The 16,981-nt window shown below is 68.0% G+C and carries 12 protein-coding genes; all 12 read left to right on the forward strand.

What is annotated here, in order from left to right:
- The first annotated feature begins 116 nt into the window (after positions 1–116).
- The 12 genes from J0F76_RS10985 (at position 117) to glgB (ending at position 16,824) form a co-directional block, all read left to right on the forward strand.
- Positions 117–1,232 carry an NAD-dependent epimerase/dehydratase family protein gene (locus J0F76_RS10985; protein ID WP_207469263.1) on the forward strand — a complete coding sequence of 372 codons (1,116 nt, stop codon included), beginning with the start codon at positions 117–119 and terminating at the stop codon, positions 1,230–1,232.
- The gene (locus J0F76_RS10990) at positions 1,229–2,317 is read left to right on the forward strand and encodes an SDR family NAD(P)-dependent oxidoreductase (protein ID WP_242690143.1); all 1,089 of its coding nucleotides are present in this window, start codon (positions 1,229–1,231) and stop codon (positions 2,315–2,317) included. Before J0F76_RS10985 ends, J0F76_RS10990 begins: the two co-directional genes overlap by 4 nt.
- Positions 2,314–3,387, forward strand: a complete 1,074-nt coding sequence (locus J0F76_RS10995) for a glycosyltransferase family 4 protein (protein ID WP_207469273.1) — start codon at positions 2,314–2,316, stop codon at positions 3,385–3,387. Before J0F76_RS10990 ends, J0F76_RS10995 begins: the two co-directional genes overlap by 4 nt.
- Positions 3,384–4,493 (forward strand): CgeB family protein, encoded by a 1,110-nt coding sequence (locus J0F76_RS11000; RefSeq protein ID WP_207469275.1) that lies wholly within the window; start codon positions 3,384–3,386, stop codon positions 4,491–4,493. The genes J0F76_RS10995 and J0F76_RS11000 overlap by 4 nt, the downstream gene beginning before the upstream one ends.
- Entirely contained in the window at positions 4,490–5,572 is a 1,083-nt protein-coding gene (locus tag J0F76_RS11005; RefSeq protein ID WP_207469277.1) for a CgeB family protein, read from the forward strand. The genes J0F76_RS11000 and J0F76_RS11005 overlap by 4 nt, the downstream gene beginning before the upstream one ends.
- A complete protein-coding gene (locus J0F76_RS11010) occupies positions 5,569–6,654 on the forward strand; it encodes a CgeB family protein (protein ID WP_207469279.1) in 1,086 nt (361 codons plus the stop codon). The genes J0F76_RS11005 and J0F76_RS11010 overlap by 4 nt, the downstream gene beginning before the upstream one ends.
- Before the next feature lie 5 nt (positions 6,655–6,659).
- On the forward strand, positions 6,660–7,697 hold the full coding sequence (locus J0F76_RS11015) for a UDP-glucuronic acid decarboxylase family protein (protein ID WP_207469282.1): 1,038 nt from the start codon (positions 6,660–6,662) through the stop codon (positions 7,695–7,697).
- 54 nt (positions 7,698–7,751) lie between these two features.
- Positions 7,752–8,639 carry a glycosyltransferase family protein gene (locus J0F76_RS11020; RefSeq protein WP_207469284.1) on the forward strand — a complete coding sequence of 296 codons (888 nt, stop codon included), beginning with the start codon at positions 7,752–7,754 and terminating at the stop codon, positions 8,637–8,639.
- A gap of 2 nt (positions 8,640–8,641) precedes the next feature.
- Positions 8,642–9,127 carry a DUF6165 family protein gene (locus J0F76_RS11025; RefSeq protein ID WP_242690144.1) on the forward strand — a complete coding sequence of 162 codons (486 nt, stop codon included), beginning with the start codon at positions 8,642–8,644 and terminating at the stop codon, positions 9,125–9,127.
- Between the two features lie 157 nt (positions 9,128–9,284).
- The gene (locus J0F76_RS11030; protein WP_242690145.1) at positions 9,285–11,393 is read left to right on the forward strand and encodes an alpha-1,4-glucan--maltose-1-phosphate maltosyltransferase; all 2,109 of its coding nucleotides are present in this window, start codon (positions 9,285–9,287) and stop codon (positions 11,391–11,393) included.
- Complete coding sequence (gene treS / locus J0F76_RS11035; protein WP_207469286.1) at positions 11,393–14,674, forward strand: maltose alpha-D-glucosyltransferase; 3,282 nt, start codon at positions 11,393–11,395, stop codon at positions 14,672–14,674. The genes J0F76_RS11030 and treS overlap by 1 nt, the downstream gene beginning before the upstream one ends.
- Complete coding sequence (glgB, locus tag J0F76_RS11040) at positions 14,671–16,824, forward strand: 1,4-alpha-glucan branching protein GlgB (protein ID WP_207469288.1); 2,154 nt, start codon at positions 14,671–14,673, stop codon at positions 16,822–16,824. The genes treS and glgB overlap by 4 nt, the downstream gene beginning before the upstream one ends.
- Positions 16,825–16,981 lie beyond the last annotated feature (157 nt).

Raw genomic sequence — 16,981 nt, forward strand, 5'->3', positions numbered from 1 at the left:
GCCGGGGGCAGGCAACAAAGATCAAGAAGAAGATGATGGAACAAAACCTGCATGGGCGCTTTTACATCACAACACTGAAACCGTTGCAATTTCTGAAACAGAGAACGGGGGACACGTTGGAAAAGGTTCTGATCACCGGAGGCGCAGGGTTCATAGGCCGCTTCGTCGCCGACGAATTGCTGCGTCGCGGCCACCAGGTTCGCGTCCTTGACGCGCTGATCCCGCAGGTCCACGGCGATGGCGCCGGCCGCCCCGATGCGCTGAACGCCGAGGCCGAGTTCATCCACGGCGACGTGCGCGATGCCGAGGCCGTGACCCGCGCGCTGCAGGGCGTGGACAGCGTGATCCACCTGGCGGCCGAGGTCGGCGTGGGCCAGTCCATGTACGAGGTGGAACGCTACACCTCGACAAACGACGTGGGCACCGCCGTCCTGTTCGAGAAGCTGATCGACAACCCCGTGCGCCGCGTCGTCACGGCGTCGTCGATGTCGATCTATGGCGAGGGGCTTTACAAGGATGCCGATGGCCGGATGGTCCAGGACGCCGAACGCACCGGACTTCGCGACGGGCTGAAGCAGTGGGACCCGGTCGATAGCCAGGGCCGCCCGCTGACCCCGGTGGCGACGCCCGAATGGAAGCAGCCGAACCTCGCGTCCATCTATGCGCTGAACAAGTACGTGCAGGAACGCACCACCCACATCATGACCGCCCCCTACGGGATCGAGGGCGTGTGCCTGCGCCTGTTCAACGTCTTCGGTCCCGGCCAGGCGCTGTCGAACCCCTATACCGGCGTCCTGGCGATCTTCGCCTCGCGTTACCTCAACGGCCAGGCTCCGATGATCTTCGAGGACGGCGAGCAGCGCCGCGATTTCGTTCATGTGTCCGACGTGGCCCGCGCCTTTGCCGAGGCGTTGAGCCTGCCGCAGGCGGCGGGCGGCACCTTCAACATCGGGTCCGGCCACGACCGTTCCGTGACCGAGGTCGCGCAGGAACTGGGTCGGGCCATGGGCCGCAACGCCCTTGAGCCGCAGATCGTCGGCAAGGCGCGCATCGGCGACATCCGCCATTGCTTCTGCGACACGACGCTGGCCGCAGAAAAGCTGGGCTTCACCGCGCAGACAGATTTCCGCGAAGGCCTGGCGGAGCTTGCCGAATGGGTTGCCAGCCAGACCGCCGTGGACCGCGTGGAACAGGCGCGGGCGGAACTGGACAAGCGCGGGCTGGTGGCATGAGCGGGCGGACCGATCCCGCGGCCGATCCGCGCCCCGTTCTGGTCACCGGGGGGGCAGGCTTCATCGGCGCGAACCTCGCCGACCGGCTGGCTGGCGACGGGCACCGCGTCATCGTCTATGACGCCATGACGCGGCCGGGAGTCGAGCGGAACCTGGCCTGGCTGCAAGCGCGCCATGGCGACAAGATCACCCACATCGCCGCCGACATCCGCGACGCCGCCCGCATGGCCGAGGCCGTGCGCGGGGCGAAGGTGGTCTTCCACCTCGCCGCCCAGGTCGCGGTGACCACCAGCATGGTGGAACCCGTCGAGGACATGACCATCAACCTGATCGGCACGATGAACCTGCTGGAGGCGTTGCGCGCCAAGGGCGATCGCACGCCGCTGGTCTTCGCCTCCACCAACAAGGTCTATGGCGACCTGGCCGACCTGGACTTCGCGCTGGAGGGCGAGGCCTACAGGCCCACCGACCCGCAGGTCCGCGCCCAAGGCATCGGAGAGGCCCGCCCGCTGGACTTCCACACGCCCTATGGCTGTTCCAAGGGCGCGGCGGACCAGTATGTGCTGGATTATGCCCGCAGCTTCGGGCTGCCCACCTGCGTGCTGCGGATGTCCTGCATCTATGGCCAGCGCCAGATGGGGACCGAGGACCAGGGCTGGGTCGCCCATTTCCTCATCCGCGCCCTGAAGGGCCAGCCCATCACGCTCTTCGGCGACGGCTGCCAGGTCCGAGACATCCTGGACGTGTCCAACGCGGTCGAGGCCTATCTGGCCGCCTGGGAACGGATCGAGGACGTCTCGGGCCGGGTCTTCAACCTGGGCGGCGGGCCGGGCAACGCGGTCAGCCTGCGGCAGCTTCTGGACTTCGTGGGACGGATCATCGACCGGCCCGTCGACATCGCCTATTCCGACTGGCGGGCGGGCGACCAGCGGTATTTCGTGGCCGACACACGCGCGGCGGACAGTGCCTTGGGCCTGTCGCCCAAGGTGGACTGGCAGGACGGCGTGACCCGGCTGGCCCGGTGGCTGGCGTCCGAGGGCGGGATCAACCTGCCCATCGGCCAGCGGCTTGCGAAATCCGCATGATGCGGGTTCTGATGACCACCGATGCGGTTGGCGGCGTCTGGCAATATTCGCTGGAACTTGCCGCCGCATCCGAGGCCCGGATGGTGCTTGCGGTCCTTGGTCCCGCGCCCGATCCTGAACAGCGCGCTGCGGCGGAAGCGGCAGGCGTGACGCTGGTGGACACGGGCCTGCCGCTCGACTGGCTCAGCCACGGTCCGCAGCCGGTGCTTGCGGCAGCCGACGCGATGGCGCGGCTGGCGCGCGACATGGCCGCGGATCTGGTTCATCTGAACGCGCCCGCGCTGGCGGTGGCTCGGTTCGACCAGCCGGTCGTCGCGGTGAATCACGGCTGCCTCGGCACCTGGTGGGAGGCCGCGCGCGGCGCGGCGCTGGACCCCGCGCTGGCCTGGCTGCCCGACCTGGTGGGCCAAGGCCTCCGCGCGGCGGATCGCGTGGTCGCGCCCACCCGCGCCTATGCCGAGGCCACGGGCCGCCGCTATGGCCTGCCGCTGGTGCCTGTGGCGGTCCACAACGGCCGCACGCCGATGCCGCTGCCCAAGGCGCGTCCCTTCCATGGCGCGCTGACGGTCGGGCGCTTGTGGGACGAGGCGAAGGACACCGCCACGCTGGACGCCGCCGCCGCCCTGCTGGATGCCCCCCTTGTCGCCATCGGCGCCACCCGCGCGCCCCATGGCGCGGCCGTCACGCCCGCGCATCTGCAAGCCACCGGCCCCCTTCCAGCCGAGATCATCGGCCACTGGCTTGCTCGCCGCCCGGTCTTCGTCAGCGCCGCCCGGTTCGAGCCTTTCGGCCTGGCCGTGCTGGAAGCCGCGCAGGCGGGCTGCCCGCTGGTTCTGTCGGACATCCCCACCTTCCGCGAGTTGTGGGACGGGGCCGCAACCTTTGTCGCCCCCGGCGACGCGGGGGGCTTTGCCGAAGCCGTCGGCAGCCTGCTGGCCGATCCTGCCTGCCGCGCCGCGCAGGGCCAGGCCGCGCGCCTGCGCGCCGCGCTCTATACCCCCGCCGCCACCGCAGCCGCGATGGCCGAGATTTATCGCGACGCGTTGTCGATACGGACCCAAGCCGCATGAAGATCGTCTATTTCACCCACTCGCTGCAAAGCTGCTGGAACCACGGCAATGCCCATTTCCTGCGCGGCGTGCTGCGGGAACTGGTCGCAGGGGGCCACCATGTCCGCGCGCTGGAACCGCAGGGCGCCTGGAGCCTGGAAAACCTGCTGCGCGACCACGGGCAGGCGGGGCTGGACCCCTTCCGCCGGAACTATCCCGACCTGTCGGTCGAGGCCTACGACCCCGCCGCCGATCCGGTCGATCTGGCGGGCGACGCCGATCTGGTGATCGTCCACGAATGGAACGATCCGTCCTTGGCCGCAAACCTGGGGCAGGCCCGCAAGGGCAGGGCGCGCTGGAGGCTGCTGTTCCACGACACCCACCACCGCGCCGTCAGCGACCCCGACGCGATCCGCGCCTTCGACCTGTCCGGCTTCGACGGCGTGCTGGCCTTCGGCGAGACCCTGTCGCAGGTCTATCGCCGCTGGGGCTGGGGCGACCGCGTCTGGACCTGGCACGAGGCTGCCGACACCCGCCTGTTCCACCCGCCCGCGCAGGACACCGCGCGCGAAGGGTTGGTCTGGATCGGCAACTGGGGCGACGGCGAACGGACCGAGGAGTTGGAAGCCTTCCTGTTCCGCCCCGCACGGGATGCAAACCTGCCGCTGGACATCTACGGCGTCCGCTACCCGGCCGAGGCGCTGGCGACGCTGGCGGCTTACGGCGTGCGCTATCACGGCTGGGCGCCGAACGCCGCCGCGCCGGGCATCTTCGCGCGCCACATGGCGACCGTGCATGTCCCGCGCCGCTTCTACACCACGATGCTGCCCGGCATCCCCACCATCCGCGTGTTCGAAGCGCTGGCCTGCGGCATCCCGCTGGTCTCGGCCCCGTGGCAGGACAGCGAGAACCTGTTCCGTCCCGGTCAGGATTTCCTGTTCGCCCGCGACGGCGCGGAAATGACCGCCCGCCTGCGCGAGTTGTCGAACGACCCCGCCCTGCGAGCCTCGCTGGTGGCGCACGGGCTGGAGACGGTCCGCGCCCGCCATACCTGCGCCCATCGCGCGCAGGAACTTCTGTCCATCGCCGCATCGCTCGGCCTCGATCAAGGAGCCTCTGCGGCATGAAGATCGCCTTTTACGGATCAAGCCTGCTGTCGTCCTACTGGAACGGTGCTGCCACCTATTACCGGGGCATCCTGGGGGAACTGGCCAAGCGCGGCTACGACATCACCTTCTACGAACCCGACGCCTTCGACCGGCAGAAGCACCGCGACATCGACCCGCCCGACTGGTGCCGGTCCGTCGTCTATCCCGCAACGGAAGACGCCATGCGCGGCGTCCTGGCCGAGGCGGCGGGCGCCGACATCGTGGTCAAGGCCAACGGCGTCGGCGTCTTCGACCGCGAGCTGCTGGAGGGTGTCGTCGCGGGCGCCAAGCCCGGCGCGCTGAAAATCTTCTGGGACGTGGACGCGGCGGCGACCCTGGACGAGATGCGCGCCGACCCCGGCCATCCCGTGCGCCAAGCTTTGCCTGCATTGGACATGGTGCTGACCTATGGCGGCGGTCCCCCGGTGGTGGACGCTTATCGCGGCTTCGGCGCGAAGCTCTGCGAGCCGGTCTACAACGCGCTGGACCCCGCGACGCATCACCCCGCGCCGGCGGACGCGAAGTTCGCCTCGGACCTCGCCTTCCTGGGCAACCGCCTGCCGGACCGAGAGGCGCGGGTCGAGGAGTTCTTCCTGCGTCCCGCCGCGATGCTGGGCGACCGCAGCTTCCTGATCGGCGGCAACGGCTGGGACAGCAAACCCATGCCGGGCAACGTCCGCCATCTGGGCCATGTCTATACGCATGAACACAACGCCTTCAACTGCACGCCGCTGGCGGTCCTGAACGTCGCTCGCGACAGCATGGCGAACGTGGGCTTCTCCCCCGCCACCCGCGTCTTCGAGGCGGCGGGCGCCGCCGCCTGCCTCATCACCGACGCCTGGGAAGGGATCGAACAGTTCCTGACCCCCGATCGAGAGGTTCTGGTGGCCCGCGACGGACAGGACGTGGCCGACCATCTGGCGGCCCTGACCCCGGAGCGGGCGAAGGAAATCGGCCAGGCCGCGCTGGCGCGGGTCAAGGCGGAACACACCTACGCCCTGCGCGGGGCGCAGGTGGACGCGCTGCTGCGCGCGCAGGCGAAGGGGATGGCGGCATGAAGCTGGTCGTCCTGGGCTTGTCGCTGTCGTCGTCCTGGGGCAATGGCCACGCGACGACCTTTCGCGCGCTGCTGAAATCCTTCGCCCGGCGCGGGCACGAGATCCTGTTCCTGGAACGCGACGTGCCCTGGTATGCCAGCCAGCGCGACCTGCTGGACCCCGACTGGTGCCGGCTGGAATTCTATCCCGACCTTGCGGGTCTTGGCCGTTGGCGCGAGGAGATCGCGGCGGCGGATGCGGTGATCGTCGGCAGCTACGTCCCCGAAGGGGTCGAGGTCGCGCGCCGCGTGCAGGATTGGGCGCAGGGCACCACCGCCTTCTACGACATCGATACGCCCGTGACGCTGGCCAAGCTGGAGCGGGGCGATTTCGAATACCTGTCGCCCGCCGTGATTCCCGGCTTCGACGTGTATCTGTCCTTCACGGGCGGCCCGACCCTGCGGCACATCGAAAGCCGCTACGGCTCGCCCATGGCGCGGGCGCTGTATTGCTCGGTCGATCTGGACCTTTACGGCCCGCGCGACGTGGCCACCCGCTGGGACCTGTCCTATCTGGGCACCTACAGCGACGACCGCCAGCCCACGCTGGAACGGCTGCTGCTGGAACCCGCCCGCCAGCGGCCCGACCTGCGCTTCGTCGTGGCCGGTCCGCAATATCCGGCCACCATCGACTGGCCCGCCAATGTCGAGCGGATCGAGCATTGCCCGCCCGCCGACCACGCCGCCTTCTATTCGGCCAGCCGCTTCACGCTGAACGTGACGCGGGCCGACATGATCCGCGCGGGCTTCTCGCCCTCGGTCCGGCTGTTCGAGGCGGGGGCCTGCGCCACGCCGATCATCTCGGACCGCTGGGACGGGATCGAGACGCTGTTCCGGCCGGGCGAGGAAATCGTCCTGGCCGACAGCGCCGCCGACGTGCTGGCGGCCCTGGAGACCGACGCGGCCGCCATGGGCCGGGCGGCGCGCGCGCGGATCGACGCCGCGCATTCGTCCGACCATCGCGCGGCCGAACTGGAAGCCCATCTGGCCCAGGCGGCAACCCACAAGGCTGGCACCCGTCCAGTCGAAACAGCGGAGGGATAAGCAGCATGAGAAAGCAGACCGACCTGGATCATGGCCGTCGCGGAACCGTGCAGCCGCTGGGGCTGAACGTCGTCGCCGGGGGCGCGGGCTTCATCGGATCGCATCTGTGCCGCGCGCTGCTGGACCGGGGGGAGTCGGTCCTCTGCCTTGACAACCTGCAGACGGCGCGCCCGTCGAACCTGCGGGCGCTGGAAGGCCAGCCGCGCTTCCGCTTCCTGCGCCACGACATCAGCCAGCCCGTGCCCGCCGACCTGCTGCGGATGGGCCCCCGCATCACCCGCGTCTGGAACCTGGCCTGCCCGGCCTCGCCGCCGCTGTATCAGCGCGATCCCGAACACACGATGATGACCAACGTGGTGGGCACCAACAACCTGTTGCGGCTGGCCGAGGCGGCCAAGGCGCGGTTTCTTCTGACCTCGACCAGCGAGGTGTATGGCGATCCCGAAATCCACCCCCAGGCCGAGGATTACCGGGGCCATGTCAGCTGCACCGGCCCCCGCGCCTGCTATGATGAGGGCAAGCGCGCCGCCGAGGCGCTGGCCTTCGACTATGCCCGCGCCCGCCGGGCGGAGGTGCGCGTGGCCCGCATCTTCAACACCTACGGTCCCAACATGGACCCGGGCGACGGGCGCGTGGTGTCGAACCTGATCTGCCAGGCGCTGCGCGGCGACGAGCTGACGGTCTATGGCGACGGCAGCCAGACCCGCAGCTTCTGCTATGTCTCGGACATGGTGGCGGGGCTGATGGCGCTGATGGAGGCCGATTTCGACGGAATGGAGCCGGTGAACCTCGGCAACCCCGTCGAGATGACGGTAAGCGAGTTGCTGGACCATGTCGTGGCCCTGACCGGTACGCGCGCGCCGGTGGTGCACCGATCCCTGCCGGTGGACGATCCTCGCCGCAGGCGGCCCGACATCAGCCGCGCGGCCGAACTGCTGGGCTGGACACCCCGCGTGCCGCTGTCGGAAGGGCTGAAGGCGACCTGCGCCTGGTTCGCCGCGGAACTTGCCGCCGAACCTGCCGCGGCGGGGATCGCCGGTTAGCAACGCGATGAGCGTCCCGCTGAATCTTGGACTCTGCCCGGCCGGTTCGGCGCCATGACGGGCGATCCCTGGACACAGGCCATGCGGCGGGGCGATTTTCCCGCCGCTTGGGACATCGCGGTAAGGGCGATGGGGCAGCGCGATCCCGCGACGCGGGACGATCCGCGCCTGCCGTATCACCTGCGCTGGGTCTGGGACGGGCGCCCTTTTGACGGCCGCGACGTTCTGGTGCGCTGCTATCACGGGCTTGGCGACACGTTGATGTTCGCGCGCTTCCTGCCGCTGCTGGCACGGCGCGCGGCCCGCGTCACGGTCGAGATGCAGCCGCATCTGCTGCCGCTGTTCCGGGGCTTTCCCGGCATCCGCCGGCTGGTTCCCTTTGACGTGGCCCGGCCCTTGCCGCCGCAGGATTGCGACATCGAGATCATGGAGCTTTCGCTGGCGCTGCGGGTCGGCCCCGCCAATGCGCCCATGCCTGCGCTGGCGATTGCGCCCGCGCCGCTGCCGCCCGGCACGGTCGCGCTGTGCTGGGGCGCGGGCGACTGGGACCCCGCGCGCGGGGTTCCCGAGGCGATGCTGCTGCCCTTCTGCCAAGGGCCGGCGCTGTCGCTGATGCCGGGGCCGACGACGCTGCCGGTCCTGAACCCAGAAGGCTGCCCCCTGGACATGGTGCGGACCGCGCAGCTTGTCGCCGGTTCGGCGCTTGTCGTCACGGTGGACACCATGATCGCCCATCTGGCCGGCGTGCTGGGGCGCCCGGTCTGGCTTCTGGCCAAGCACGACCCGGACTGGCGCTGGCCCGTCGAAGGCACGCGCACGCCCTGGTATCCGACGATGCGCGTCTGGCGACAGCCCGCGCCCGGCGACTGGGCCGGCGTCACAAGCCAAGCCTCCGCCGCGCTGGACCGCCCCCGCCGATGCCAGCCCGCAGAAGGTGAATGACCATGACAGCCGACCTCCGCGCCGCGCCGCTTGCCCCCATCTCCTGGGGAGAGCTTCTGGACAAGATCACCATCCTGGAGATCAAGTCCGCCCGCATCGGCGACCCCGCCGCCCGCGCAAACGTGGATCGCGAACTGGCCCTGCTGCGCGATGTGGCGGCGCCGGTCCTGACGCAGCCCGGCCTCGGCGCCTTGGTCGAGGACCTGCGCCGCGTGAACGGCGCGCTGTGGCGCATCGAGGACGACATCCGCGCCAAGGAGGCCGCCGCCCGGTTCGACGCGGAATTCATCGGACTGGCCCGCGCGGTCTATCTGACGAATGACGAAAGGGCGGCGCTGAAGCGCGAGATCAACGTCCTGCTGCGGTCCGAACTGGTCGAGGAAAAATGTCACGCAGCAGGGCCGGCGAACGCCACGGTCGCAGGCAAACAGCCGGGTCACGGGCAGGGCGGGCGTCCGGCCGAGGACCCCGGCAAGGGCACGCGATGAGGCCTTGCGCCCCGGCCATGCGGTCTGCCGATGCCCGCAAGATCCCGACCAAAACAGGGCACGGATCGGGCGGCCGTCGAGCATTCAACCGGGCTCGGGCAGGAACCTTCGAGGCCACAGCCTGTTGTCCTGAAACTTGGCTGCCGAGGAAGAAACCATGCTGGGAAACAACTCGACGGGTGAAGCGGGGCGCGACGACGCGCCCGTTGCCGCGGGAATGGACGCGCAGGCCGACCGCGGTTCGCCCGTGACGGGACTGTCGCAGGCGGAATCGGAAGCGCGGCTTCGGGCGCTTGCGGCGCATCGCGTCGCCATCGAGGGCGTCTCGATCGAAATCGACGGCGGCCGCTTTCCCGCCAAGGCGGTCGCGGGCCAGCCCACGCGGATCGAGGCCGACATCTTCTCGGACGGGCATGATTCCATCACCGCGGCGATCGCCTGGCGCCGGGCAGGCGACGATGCGGTCCACGAGGCGTCGATGAAGCTTGTCGAGAACGACCGCTGGGCCGCTTCGGTCGTCTTCCCGGAAAACGGCCATTACGAATGCACCATTCTTGCCTGGTGCGATCTTTTCGGGACCTGGCACAAGGAGGTGACCAAGAAACAGGCGGCGGGCCAGAGGATTGCCCTGGAGCTGGAGGAGGGCCGCCACCTGCTTCAGGCTGCCCTGGATGACGGGCGCCTGGACGCAGAGGGACAGGCGACCGTCGCGGGACTGCTTGCCGCGGATGCGGCCCATGCCGAGGCCGCGGGTGACGCCCCACCGGTCGAAGCCGCGCGCTTCGCACGCCTGGGGGACTCCTCGGTTGTCGCGCTGATGCTGAAATCCGGTCCTCGGACCAATCTGACCGAATACAGGCCGCTGACCGTGTTCGTCGATCGCAGGGCCGCCGCCTTCAGCGCCTGGTACGAGATCATGCCCCGGTCGCAATCGGGCGACATCCATCGCCACGGCACCTTCGACGACGTCATCGCCCGGCTGCCCTATGTGCGCGACCTGGGCTTCGACGTGCTGTATTTCCCGCCGATCCACCCCATCGGCAGGACCAACCGCAAGGGCCGCAACAACAGCCTGACCGCCCATGAGGGCGAGCCCGGCAGCCCTTATGCCATCGGCAGCGAGGACGGCGGCCATGACGCGATCCACCCCGAGCTTGGCAGCTTCGAGGATTTCCGCCGCCTGATCTCTGCGGCCAAGGACCACGGGCTGGAAATCGCGCTGGACTTCGCCATTCAGTGTTCGCCCGACCATCCCTGGATCAGGGAGCATCCCGAGTGGTTCGACTGGCGCCCGGACGGCACCATCAAGTTCGCCGAGAACCCGCCCAAGAAGTACGAGGACATCGTCAACGTCCATTTCTATCGCGGCGCGATCCCGTCGCTGTGGTATGCGCTGCGCGACGTGGTGCTGTTCTGGGTGGACCAGGGTGTGCGCATCTTCCGGGTGGACAATCCCCATACCAAGCCCTTCCCCTTCTGGGAATGGATGATCGAGGAAGTGCGTCGGAAGGACCCCGGCGTGATCTTCCTTGCCGAGGCATTCACCCGACCCAAGGTGATGAAGCGGTTGGCGAAGCTGGGCTATTCGCAGTCCTATTCCTATTTCACCTGGCGCAACGAAAAGCAGGAGATCATCGATTACCTGACAGAGCTGACGCAGGAGGAATGCCGCGAATACATGCGGCCGAATTTCTTCGTGAACACGCCCGACATCAATCCGCGCTTCCTGCAGACCAGCGGGCGCCCGGGCTTCCGCACCCGTCTGGTCCTGGCGGCGACCCTGGGCGGCAACTACGGCGTCTACAACGGCTTCGAGATCTGCGAGGCGGCGCCGGTGCCGGGCAAGGAGGAATACCTCAATTCCGAGAAATACGAGATCCGCGCCTGGGACATGAACCAGCCCGGCAACATCCAGGACGACATCCGCCTGATGAACCGGCTTCGCCAAAGCCATCCCGCGCTTCAGGACTTCACCAACGTGACGTTCTACAACGCGTGGAACGACAAGGTGCTGGCCTATGGCAAGCAGACGGGCGACGACTTCGTGCTGGTCCACGTCAACCTTGACCCCCACAACACCCAGGTCTTCGAATTCGAGGTCCCCTTGTGGGAGTTCGGCCTGCCCGACGAGGCTTCGGTCGAGGTGCGCGACCTGATCCACGGCAACAGCTTCACCTGGCACGGCAAGAACCAGTGGCTGGAGCTTGAGCCCCATACCCGACCCTATGCCATCTGGCAGCTTTTCGCCCCCGGAGTTCCCCGCTGATGACCATTGCCCCGCCCCAATCCGACGCCCAATTCGCCGTCCGCACCGACGGGATCGACCGCGGCCAGGCGGACTGGTACAAGGACGCGATCATCTATCAGTTGCACATCAAGGCGTTCCAGGATTCGAACGGCGACGGCATCGGCGATTTCGCGGGCCTGATGCAGCGGCTGGACTATGTGCAGGAACTGGGCGTCACGGCGATCTGGCTGTTGCCCTTCTATCCCTCGCCGCTGCGCGACGACGGCTACGACATCGCGGACTACCGCTCGATCAACCCGTCCTACGGGTCGATGAAGGACTTCAAGGCCTTCGTGAAAGAGGCGCACCGGCGCGGCATCCGGGTGATCACCGAACTGGTGATCAACCACACCTCGGACCAGCATCCCTGGTTCCAACGGGCGCGGCGTGCCAAGCCCGGATCGGCCGCGCGCGACTGGTATGTCTGGTCCGACACCGACGAGAAATGGCCCGAGACGCGGATCATCTTCCTGGACACGGAAAAGTCGAACTGGACCTGGGACCCGGTGGCGGGCGCCTATTACTGGCACCGCTTCTATTCGCACCAGCCGGATCTCAACTTCGACAATCCCAAGGTGCTGGAGGAAGTGCTGAAGGTCATGCGCATGTGGCTGGACATGGGCGTGGACGGGCTGCGGCTGGACGCGATCCCCTATCTGGTCGAACGCGACGGCACCAACAACGAGAACCTGCCCGAGACCCACGACGTGCTCAAGGCAATCCGCGCCGACCTGGACCAGCATTTCCCCGACCGGATGCTGCTGGCCGAGGCGAACCAGTGGCCCGAGGATACCCGCCCCTATTTCGGCGAGGGGGACGAATGCCACATGGGCTTCCACTTCCCGCTGATGCCGCGCATGTACATGGCGCTGGCCCAGGCCGACCGGCACCCCATCACCGACATCATCCGCCAGACACCCGAGATCCCCGAGGTCTGCCAATGGGGCATCTTCCTGCGCAACCATGATGAGCTGACGCTGGAGATGGTCACGTCCGAGGAACGCGACTACCTGTGGCAGACCTATGCCGCCGACACGCGGGCGCGCATCAACCTGGGGATCCGCCGCCGCCTGGCGCCCCTGATGCAGAACGACCGGCGCAAGATCCAGCTGATGAATTCCATGCTGCTGTCCATGCCCGGCACGCCGATCATCTATTACGGCGACGAGATCGGCATGGGCGACAACTACTACCTGGGCGACCGGGACGGGGTCAGGACGCCGATGCAGTGGTCGGGCGACCGCAACGCCGGTTTCTCGCGCGCGAAGCCCCAGCAGCTTTACCTGCCCGCGATCATCGACGCGGTTTACGGCCACCAGGTCATCAATGTCGAGGCGCAGGCCGACGACCCGTCGTCGCTGCTGAACTGGATGCGCCGCATGATCACCGTGCGCCGCCAGCATCCGGCCTTCGGGCGGGGCGAGATGATCCTGCTTTATCCCCGCAACCGCAAGATCCTGGCCTACCTGCGCGAACACGAGGGGCGGACCTATCTCTGCGTGGCGAACCTGGCCGACAGCGCGCAGGCGGTGGAACTGGATCTGGCCCGGTATCGCGGCACGGTCCCGGTGGAACTGACAGGGCGGTCGGTCTTTCCGCCGGTGGGCGATCTGCCCTACATGCTGACGCTGCCCGCCTATGGCTTCTTCTGGTTCATGCTCAGCGACGAGGAGGAGACGCCGTCCTGGCACGAGGCGATGCCCGACATCCTGCCGGAATTCATGACGCTGACCACCCGCGACGGGCGCGTGGCGACCGCGATCGGCGGGCGCGAGGGAAGGCTGTTCCAGAACGACGTCCTGCCGCAATGGCTGCCGCTGCAGCGCTGGTTCGCGGGCAAGGACAAGGCCATCGGCGCCGTGCGGATGACGCCCCTGGGCGATCTGGGCCGGGGCGAGCATGAACTGGTCAGCATCGACGTGACGGTGGGGGACGAGGAGCAGAGCTATCTTCTGCCGATCTCGGCCCGCTGGGGGGACGAGAACCTGCGCCCCGGCGGCCCGAAGCTGTCCTATACGCTGGCCAAGATCCGCCACACCGCCCGCGTCGGCGCCTTGATCGACGGTGCCTATGACGAACGCCTGCCGCAGCTTCTGCTGGACGGGCTGAAGGAGAACAGGACCGACGGCGCCCTGCGCTTCGAGGGCACCGACGCGCTGCGCGCCATCGAGGAGCCGGGCGATCCGCGCCAGCTTGGCGCCGAACAGTCGAACCTGTCCATCGCCTTCAGCGACAGGATCATCCTCAAGCTGTACCGCCGCATCCGCGAGGGCGAGCAGCCGGACGTGGAGGTCGCGAAGTTCCTGACCGAGGTCGCGGGCTTCGAGCACACGCCCCGCTTCCTGGGTCAGGTCGCGCACGGCCCCGTGACCCTGGCCGCCGCCTTTGCCTTCGTTCCGAACCGGGGCGATGCCTGGACCGGCATCATCGACGCGCTGGGCCTGGAACTGCACGAACACGAGACCTGGTCGTCGGCCGGAGAGGCGCAGCCGGAACCTGAGGGCTTCGACTTCCCGCTCGGCCTGGGTTCGCTTCTGGGGCAGCGGACCGCCGAACTGCACAAGGCCCTGGGGACGGAAACCGACGACCCGGCCTTCGCGACCGAGGATGCCACCCCCGGCCAGTTGGCCAGGTGGGCGGCCGATGCGGAAGCCGAGGCGCAGGCGCTGATGGCGCGGCTGGAACAGGCCCGACTGCCCGAGGATGTCGCGCCCTTGGGCCGGCAGCTTTTGTCCCGGCGCGAGGCGTTGCTGGCGCGCCTGCGGGCGGTGGGAGATCTTGCGCCGGACTTCAAGCTGTCGCGAATCCACGGCGATTACCATCTGGGCCAGGTGCTGCTGGCACAGAACGACGTGGCGATCATCGACTTCGAGGGCGAGCCCGCCCGCACCCTGGCCGAGCGGCGCGAGAAATCCTCGCCCCTGCGCGATGTCGCGGGAATGCTGCGGTCCTTCGACTATGCCGCGATGACCGTGATGTCGCGCCAGGGCGAGGGCTTCGGCAGCGCCGGGGAACGCGGCATGGCGCGGCTCGAAACCTGGCGGCAGACGGTCATGCGCGACTTTCTTGACGCCTATCGCCTGCACTCCCGGGGCGCGCCCAGCCTGCCGTCCGATGCCGGCGCTCGCGAGGCCCTGCTGGATTTCTTCCTGCTGCACAAGGCGATCTACGAGGCGGGCTACGAATTGAGCAACAGACCCACATGGATCGGCATTCCGTTGAAGGGAATTCTCGACCTTCTGGAAGGAAGCGGCCAATGACCGGCGTCTCGGCAAGCGAGATCGAGGCTATCCTGCGGGGCAGCCATTCCAACCCCTTCGCCATCCTTGGCCCCCATGACGGCGAGGTGCGGGTCTTCGCCCCGCAGGCATCTGAGGTCACGGCGATCTGCCAGGGCAACCGCACCCCGCTGGAGCGGGTGCACCCCGAGGGCTTCTTTGCCGGACCCGTTGCCGACAATCGTTACCAGCTTGAGATGAAATCCGGCGATCGCGTCTGGATGGCCGAGGACCCCTACCGCTTCGGCCTCGTGTTGGGCGAGATGGACGAGTACCTTTTGGCCGAAGGGCGGCACCGCCAGCTTTACCAGAAGATGGGCGCCCATCCGATCACCCATGAAGGCGTCGAGGGCGTGGCCTTCGCCGTCTGGGCGCCCAATGCCCGGCGCGTCAGCGTTGTCGGGGACTTCAACGCTTGGGACGGTCGCCGCCACCCGATGCGCAGGCGGCTGGGACCGGGCATCTGGGAACTGTTCATCCCCGGCCTCGCCCCCGGCGCGCTTTACAAGTACGAGATCATCAGCGCCCATGGCGAACGGATGCCGTTGAAGGCCGATCCCGTCGGCTTTTCGCACGAGCAGTCGCCCGGCACCGCCTCGGTGGTCAGCGGGCTGCCCGACTATCCGTGGCAGGACGGCCAGTGGATGGCGGACAGGGCGGCGCGGCAGGACGGCAAGGCCCCGATCTCGATCTACGAGGTCCATCTGGGATCGTGGCGGCGCGGGGCCGAGGGCGAGGTGCTGGACTATGACGCCATCGCCGACCTGCTGGTCCCCTATGTCACCGAGATGGGCTTCACCCATGTGGAATTCCTGCCGGTGTCGGAGCATCCCTTCACCGGATCCTGGGGCTATCAGCCCATCGGGTTGTTCGCGCCGACCAGCCGCTATGGCTCTGCCGAAGCCTTCGCGCGGCTGGTGGACCGGCTGCACGCGGCGGGCATCGGCGTCATCATCGACTGGGTTCCGGCGCATTTCCCGTCGGACGCGCACGGCCTGGGCCGGTTCGACGGGACAGCGCTTTACGAACATGCCGATCCCCGGCAGGGTTTCCACCAGGACTGGAACACGCTGATCTACAACTTCGGCCGGCGCGAGGTGGCGAATTTCCTGCAGGCCAGCGCGCTGTATTGGCTGGACAAGTTCCACATCGACGCGCTGCGCGTGGATGCGGTGGCGTCGATGCTGTACCTGGATTATTCGCGCAAGCCGGGCGAATGGATCCCCAACGAGTTCGGCGGAAACGAGAACCTTGAGGCCATCGACTTCCTGCGCGACGTGAACGAACGCGTCTGCGCGGACTACCCCGGCGCCATCACCATCGCCGAGGAATCGACCGCCTTTCCCAAGGTCAGCCGCCCGGTGGGCGACGGCGGCCTGGGCTTCGGCTTCAAGTGGAACATGGGCTGGATGCACGACACGCTGGGTTATTTCCGGCGCGACCCCATCTATCGCCGCCACCACCAGAACGACCTGACCTTCGGGCTGGTCTATGCGTTCTCCGAAAACTTCGTGCTGCCGCTGAGCCATGACGAGGTGGTGCATGGCAAGGGATCGCTGATCCGGCAGATGGCGGGCGACCGCTGGCAGAAATTCGCGAACCTGCGGGCCTATTTCGGCTTCATGTGGACCCATCCGGGCAAGAAGCTGCTGTTCATGGGCGGCGAGTTCGCGCAGGACCGCGAATGGAACCACGACCAGTCGCTGGACTGGCACCTTCTGGACGATCCTCTCAACGCCGGGATGCAGAGGCTGGTCCGGGACCTGAACGGGCTGTATCGCGACCGGCCTGCGCTTCATCGTCTGGACTGCGACCCCGAAGGGTTCGAGTGGATCGACGCCAGCGATGCCGAGCAAAGCGTCCTGGTCTACATGCGGAAATCCGACGATGGATCGCCCCCGGTGGTGATCCTGTGCAACCTGACCCCGCAGGTGCATCGCGAATACCGCATCGGCCTGCCGCAACCGGGCGGCTGGCGCGAGGTTCTCAACACGGACGCCGCCGAGTATGGCGGGTCGAACGTCGCGAACCCCGGCCTGCTGCGGGCGGACGAGACTGCCTGGCATGGTCGCCCGGCCTCTCTCGGCCTGACGCTGCCGCCGCTTGCGACCATCGTGCTGGTTCCCGAATGACCTGAGCCGCGGCCGAAGCAGGCTGCTGCTGCAGGCGGTGCAGCGGCGGAAGGCGATATCCCGCAGATTTACGGGACGGCGGATTGCCGTTATGCTGGTCCCGGCCAAGATCGGGCTGGGACGGCGCGGGAAGCCCCGTCATGTGTCTCGACGTTTC

The sequence above is a fragment of the Paracoccus fontiphilus genome (assembly GCF_017356265.1).
In the GTDB taxonomy this organism is placed as follows: Bacteria; Pseudomonadota; Alphaproteobacteria; order Rhodobacterales; family Rhodobacteraceae; genus Paracoccus; species Paracoccus fontiphilus.

Coding starts and splice junctions, on each gene's coding strand:
- J0F76_RS10990 (WP_242690143.1), top strand. CDS start 1,229: ATGAGCGGGCGGACCGATCCCGCGGCCGATCCGCGCCCCGTTCTGGTC.
- J0F76_RS10995 (WP_207469273.1), top strand. CDS start 2,314: ATGATGCGGGTTCTGATGACCACCGATGCGGTTGGCGGCGTCTGGCAA.
- J0F76_RS11000 (WP_207469275.1), top strand. CDS start 3,384: ATGAAGATCGTCTATTTCACCCACTCGCTGCAAAGCTGCTGGAACCAC.
- J0F76_RS11005 (WP_207469277.1), top strand. CDS start 4,490: ATGAAGATCGCCTTTTACGGATCAAGCCTGCTGTCGTCCTACTGGAAC.
- J0F76_RS11010 (WP_207469279.1), top strand. CDS start 5,569: ATGAAGCTGGTCGTCCTGGGCTTGTCGCTGTCGTCGTCCTGGGGCAAT.
- J0F76_RS11015 (WP_207469282.1), top strand. CDS start 6,660: ATGAGAAAGCAGACCGACCTGGATCATGGCCGTCGCGGAACCGTGCAG.
- J0F76_RS11020 (WP_207469284.1), top strand. CDS start 7,752: ATGACGGGCGATCCCTGGACACAGGCCATGCGGCGGGGCGATTTTCCC.
- J0F76_RS11025 (WP_242690144.1), top strand. CDS start 8,642: ATGACAGCCGACCTCCGCGCCGCGCCGCTTGCCCCCATCTCCTGGGGA.
- J0F76_RS11030 (WP_242690145.1), top strand. CDS start 9,285: ATGCTGGGAAACAACTCGACGGGTGAAGCGGGGCGCGACGACGCGCCC.
- treS (WP_207469286.1), top strand. CDS start 11,393: ATGACCATTGCCCCGCCCCAATCCGACGCCCAATTCGCCGTCCGCACC.
- glgB (WP_207469288.1), top strand. CDS start 14,671: ATGACCGGCGTCTCGGCAAGCGAGATCGAGGCTATCCTGCGGGGCAGC.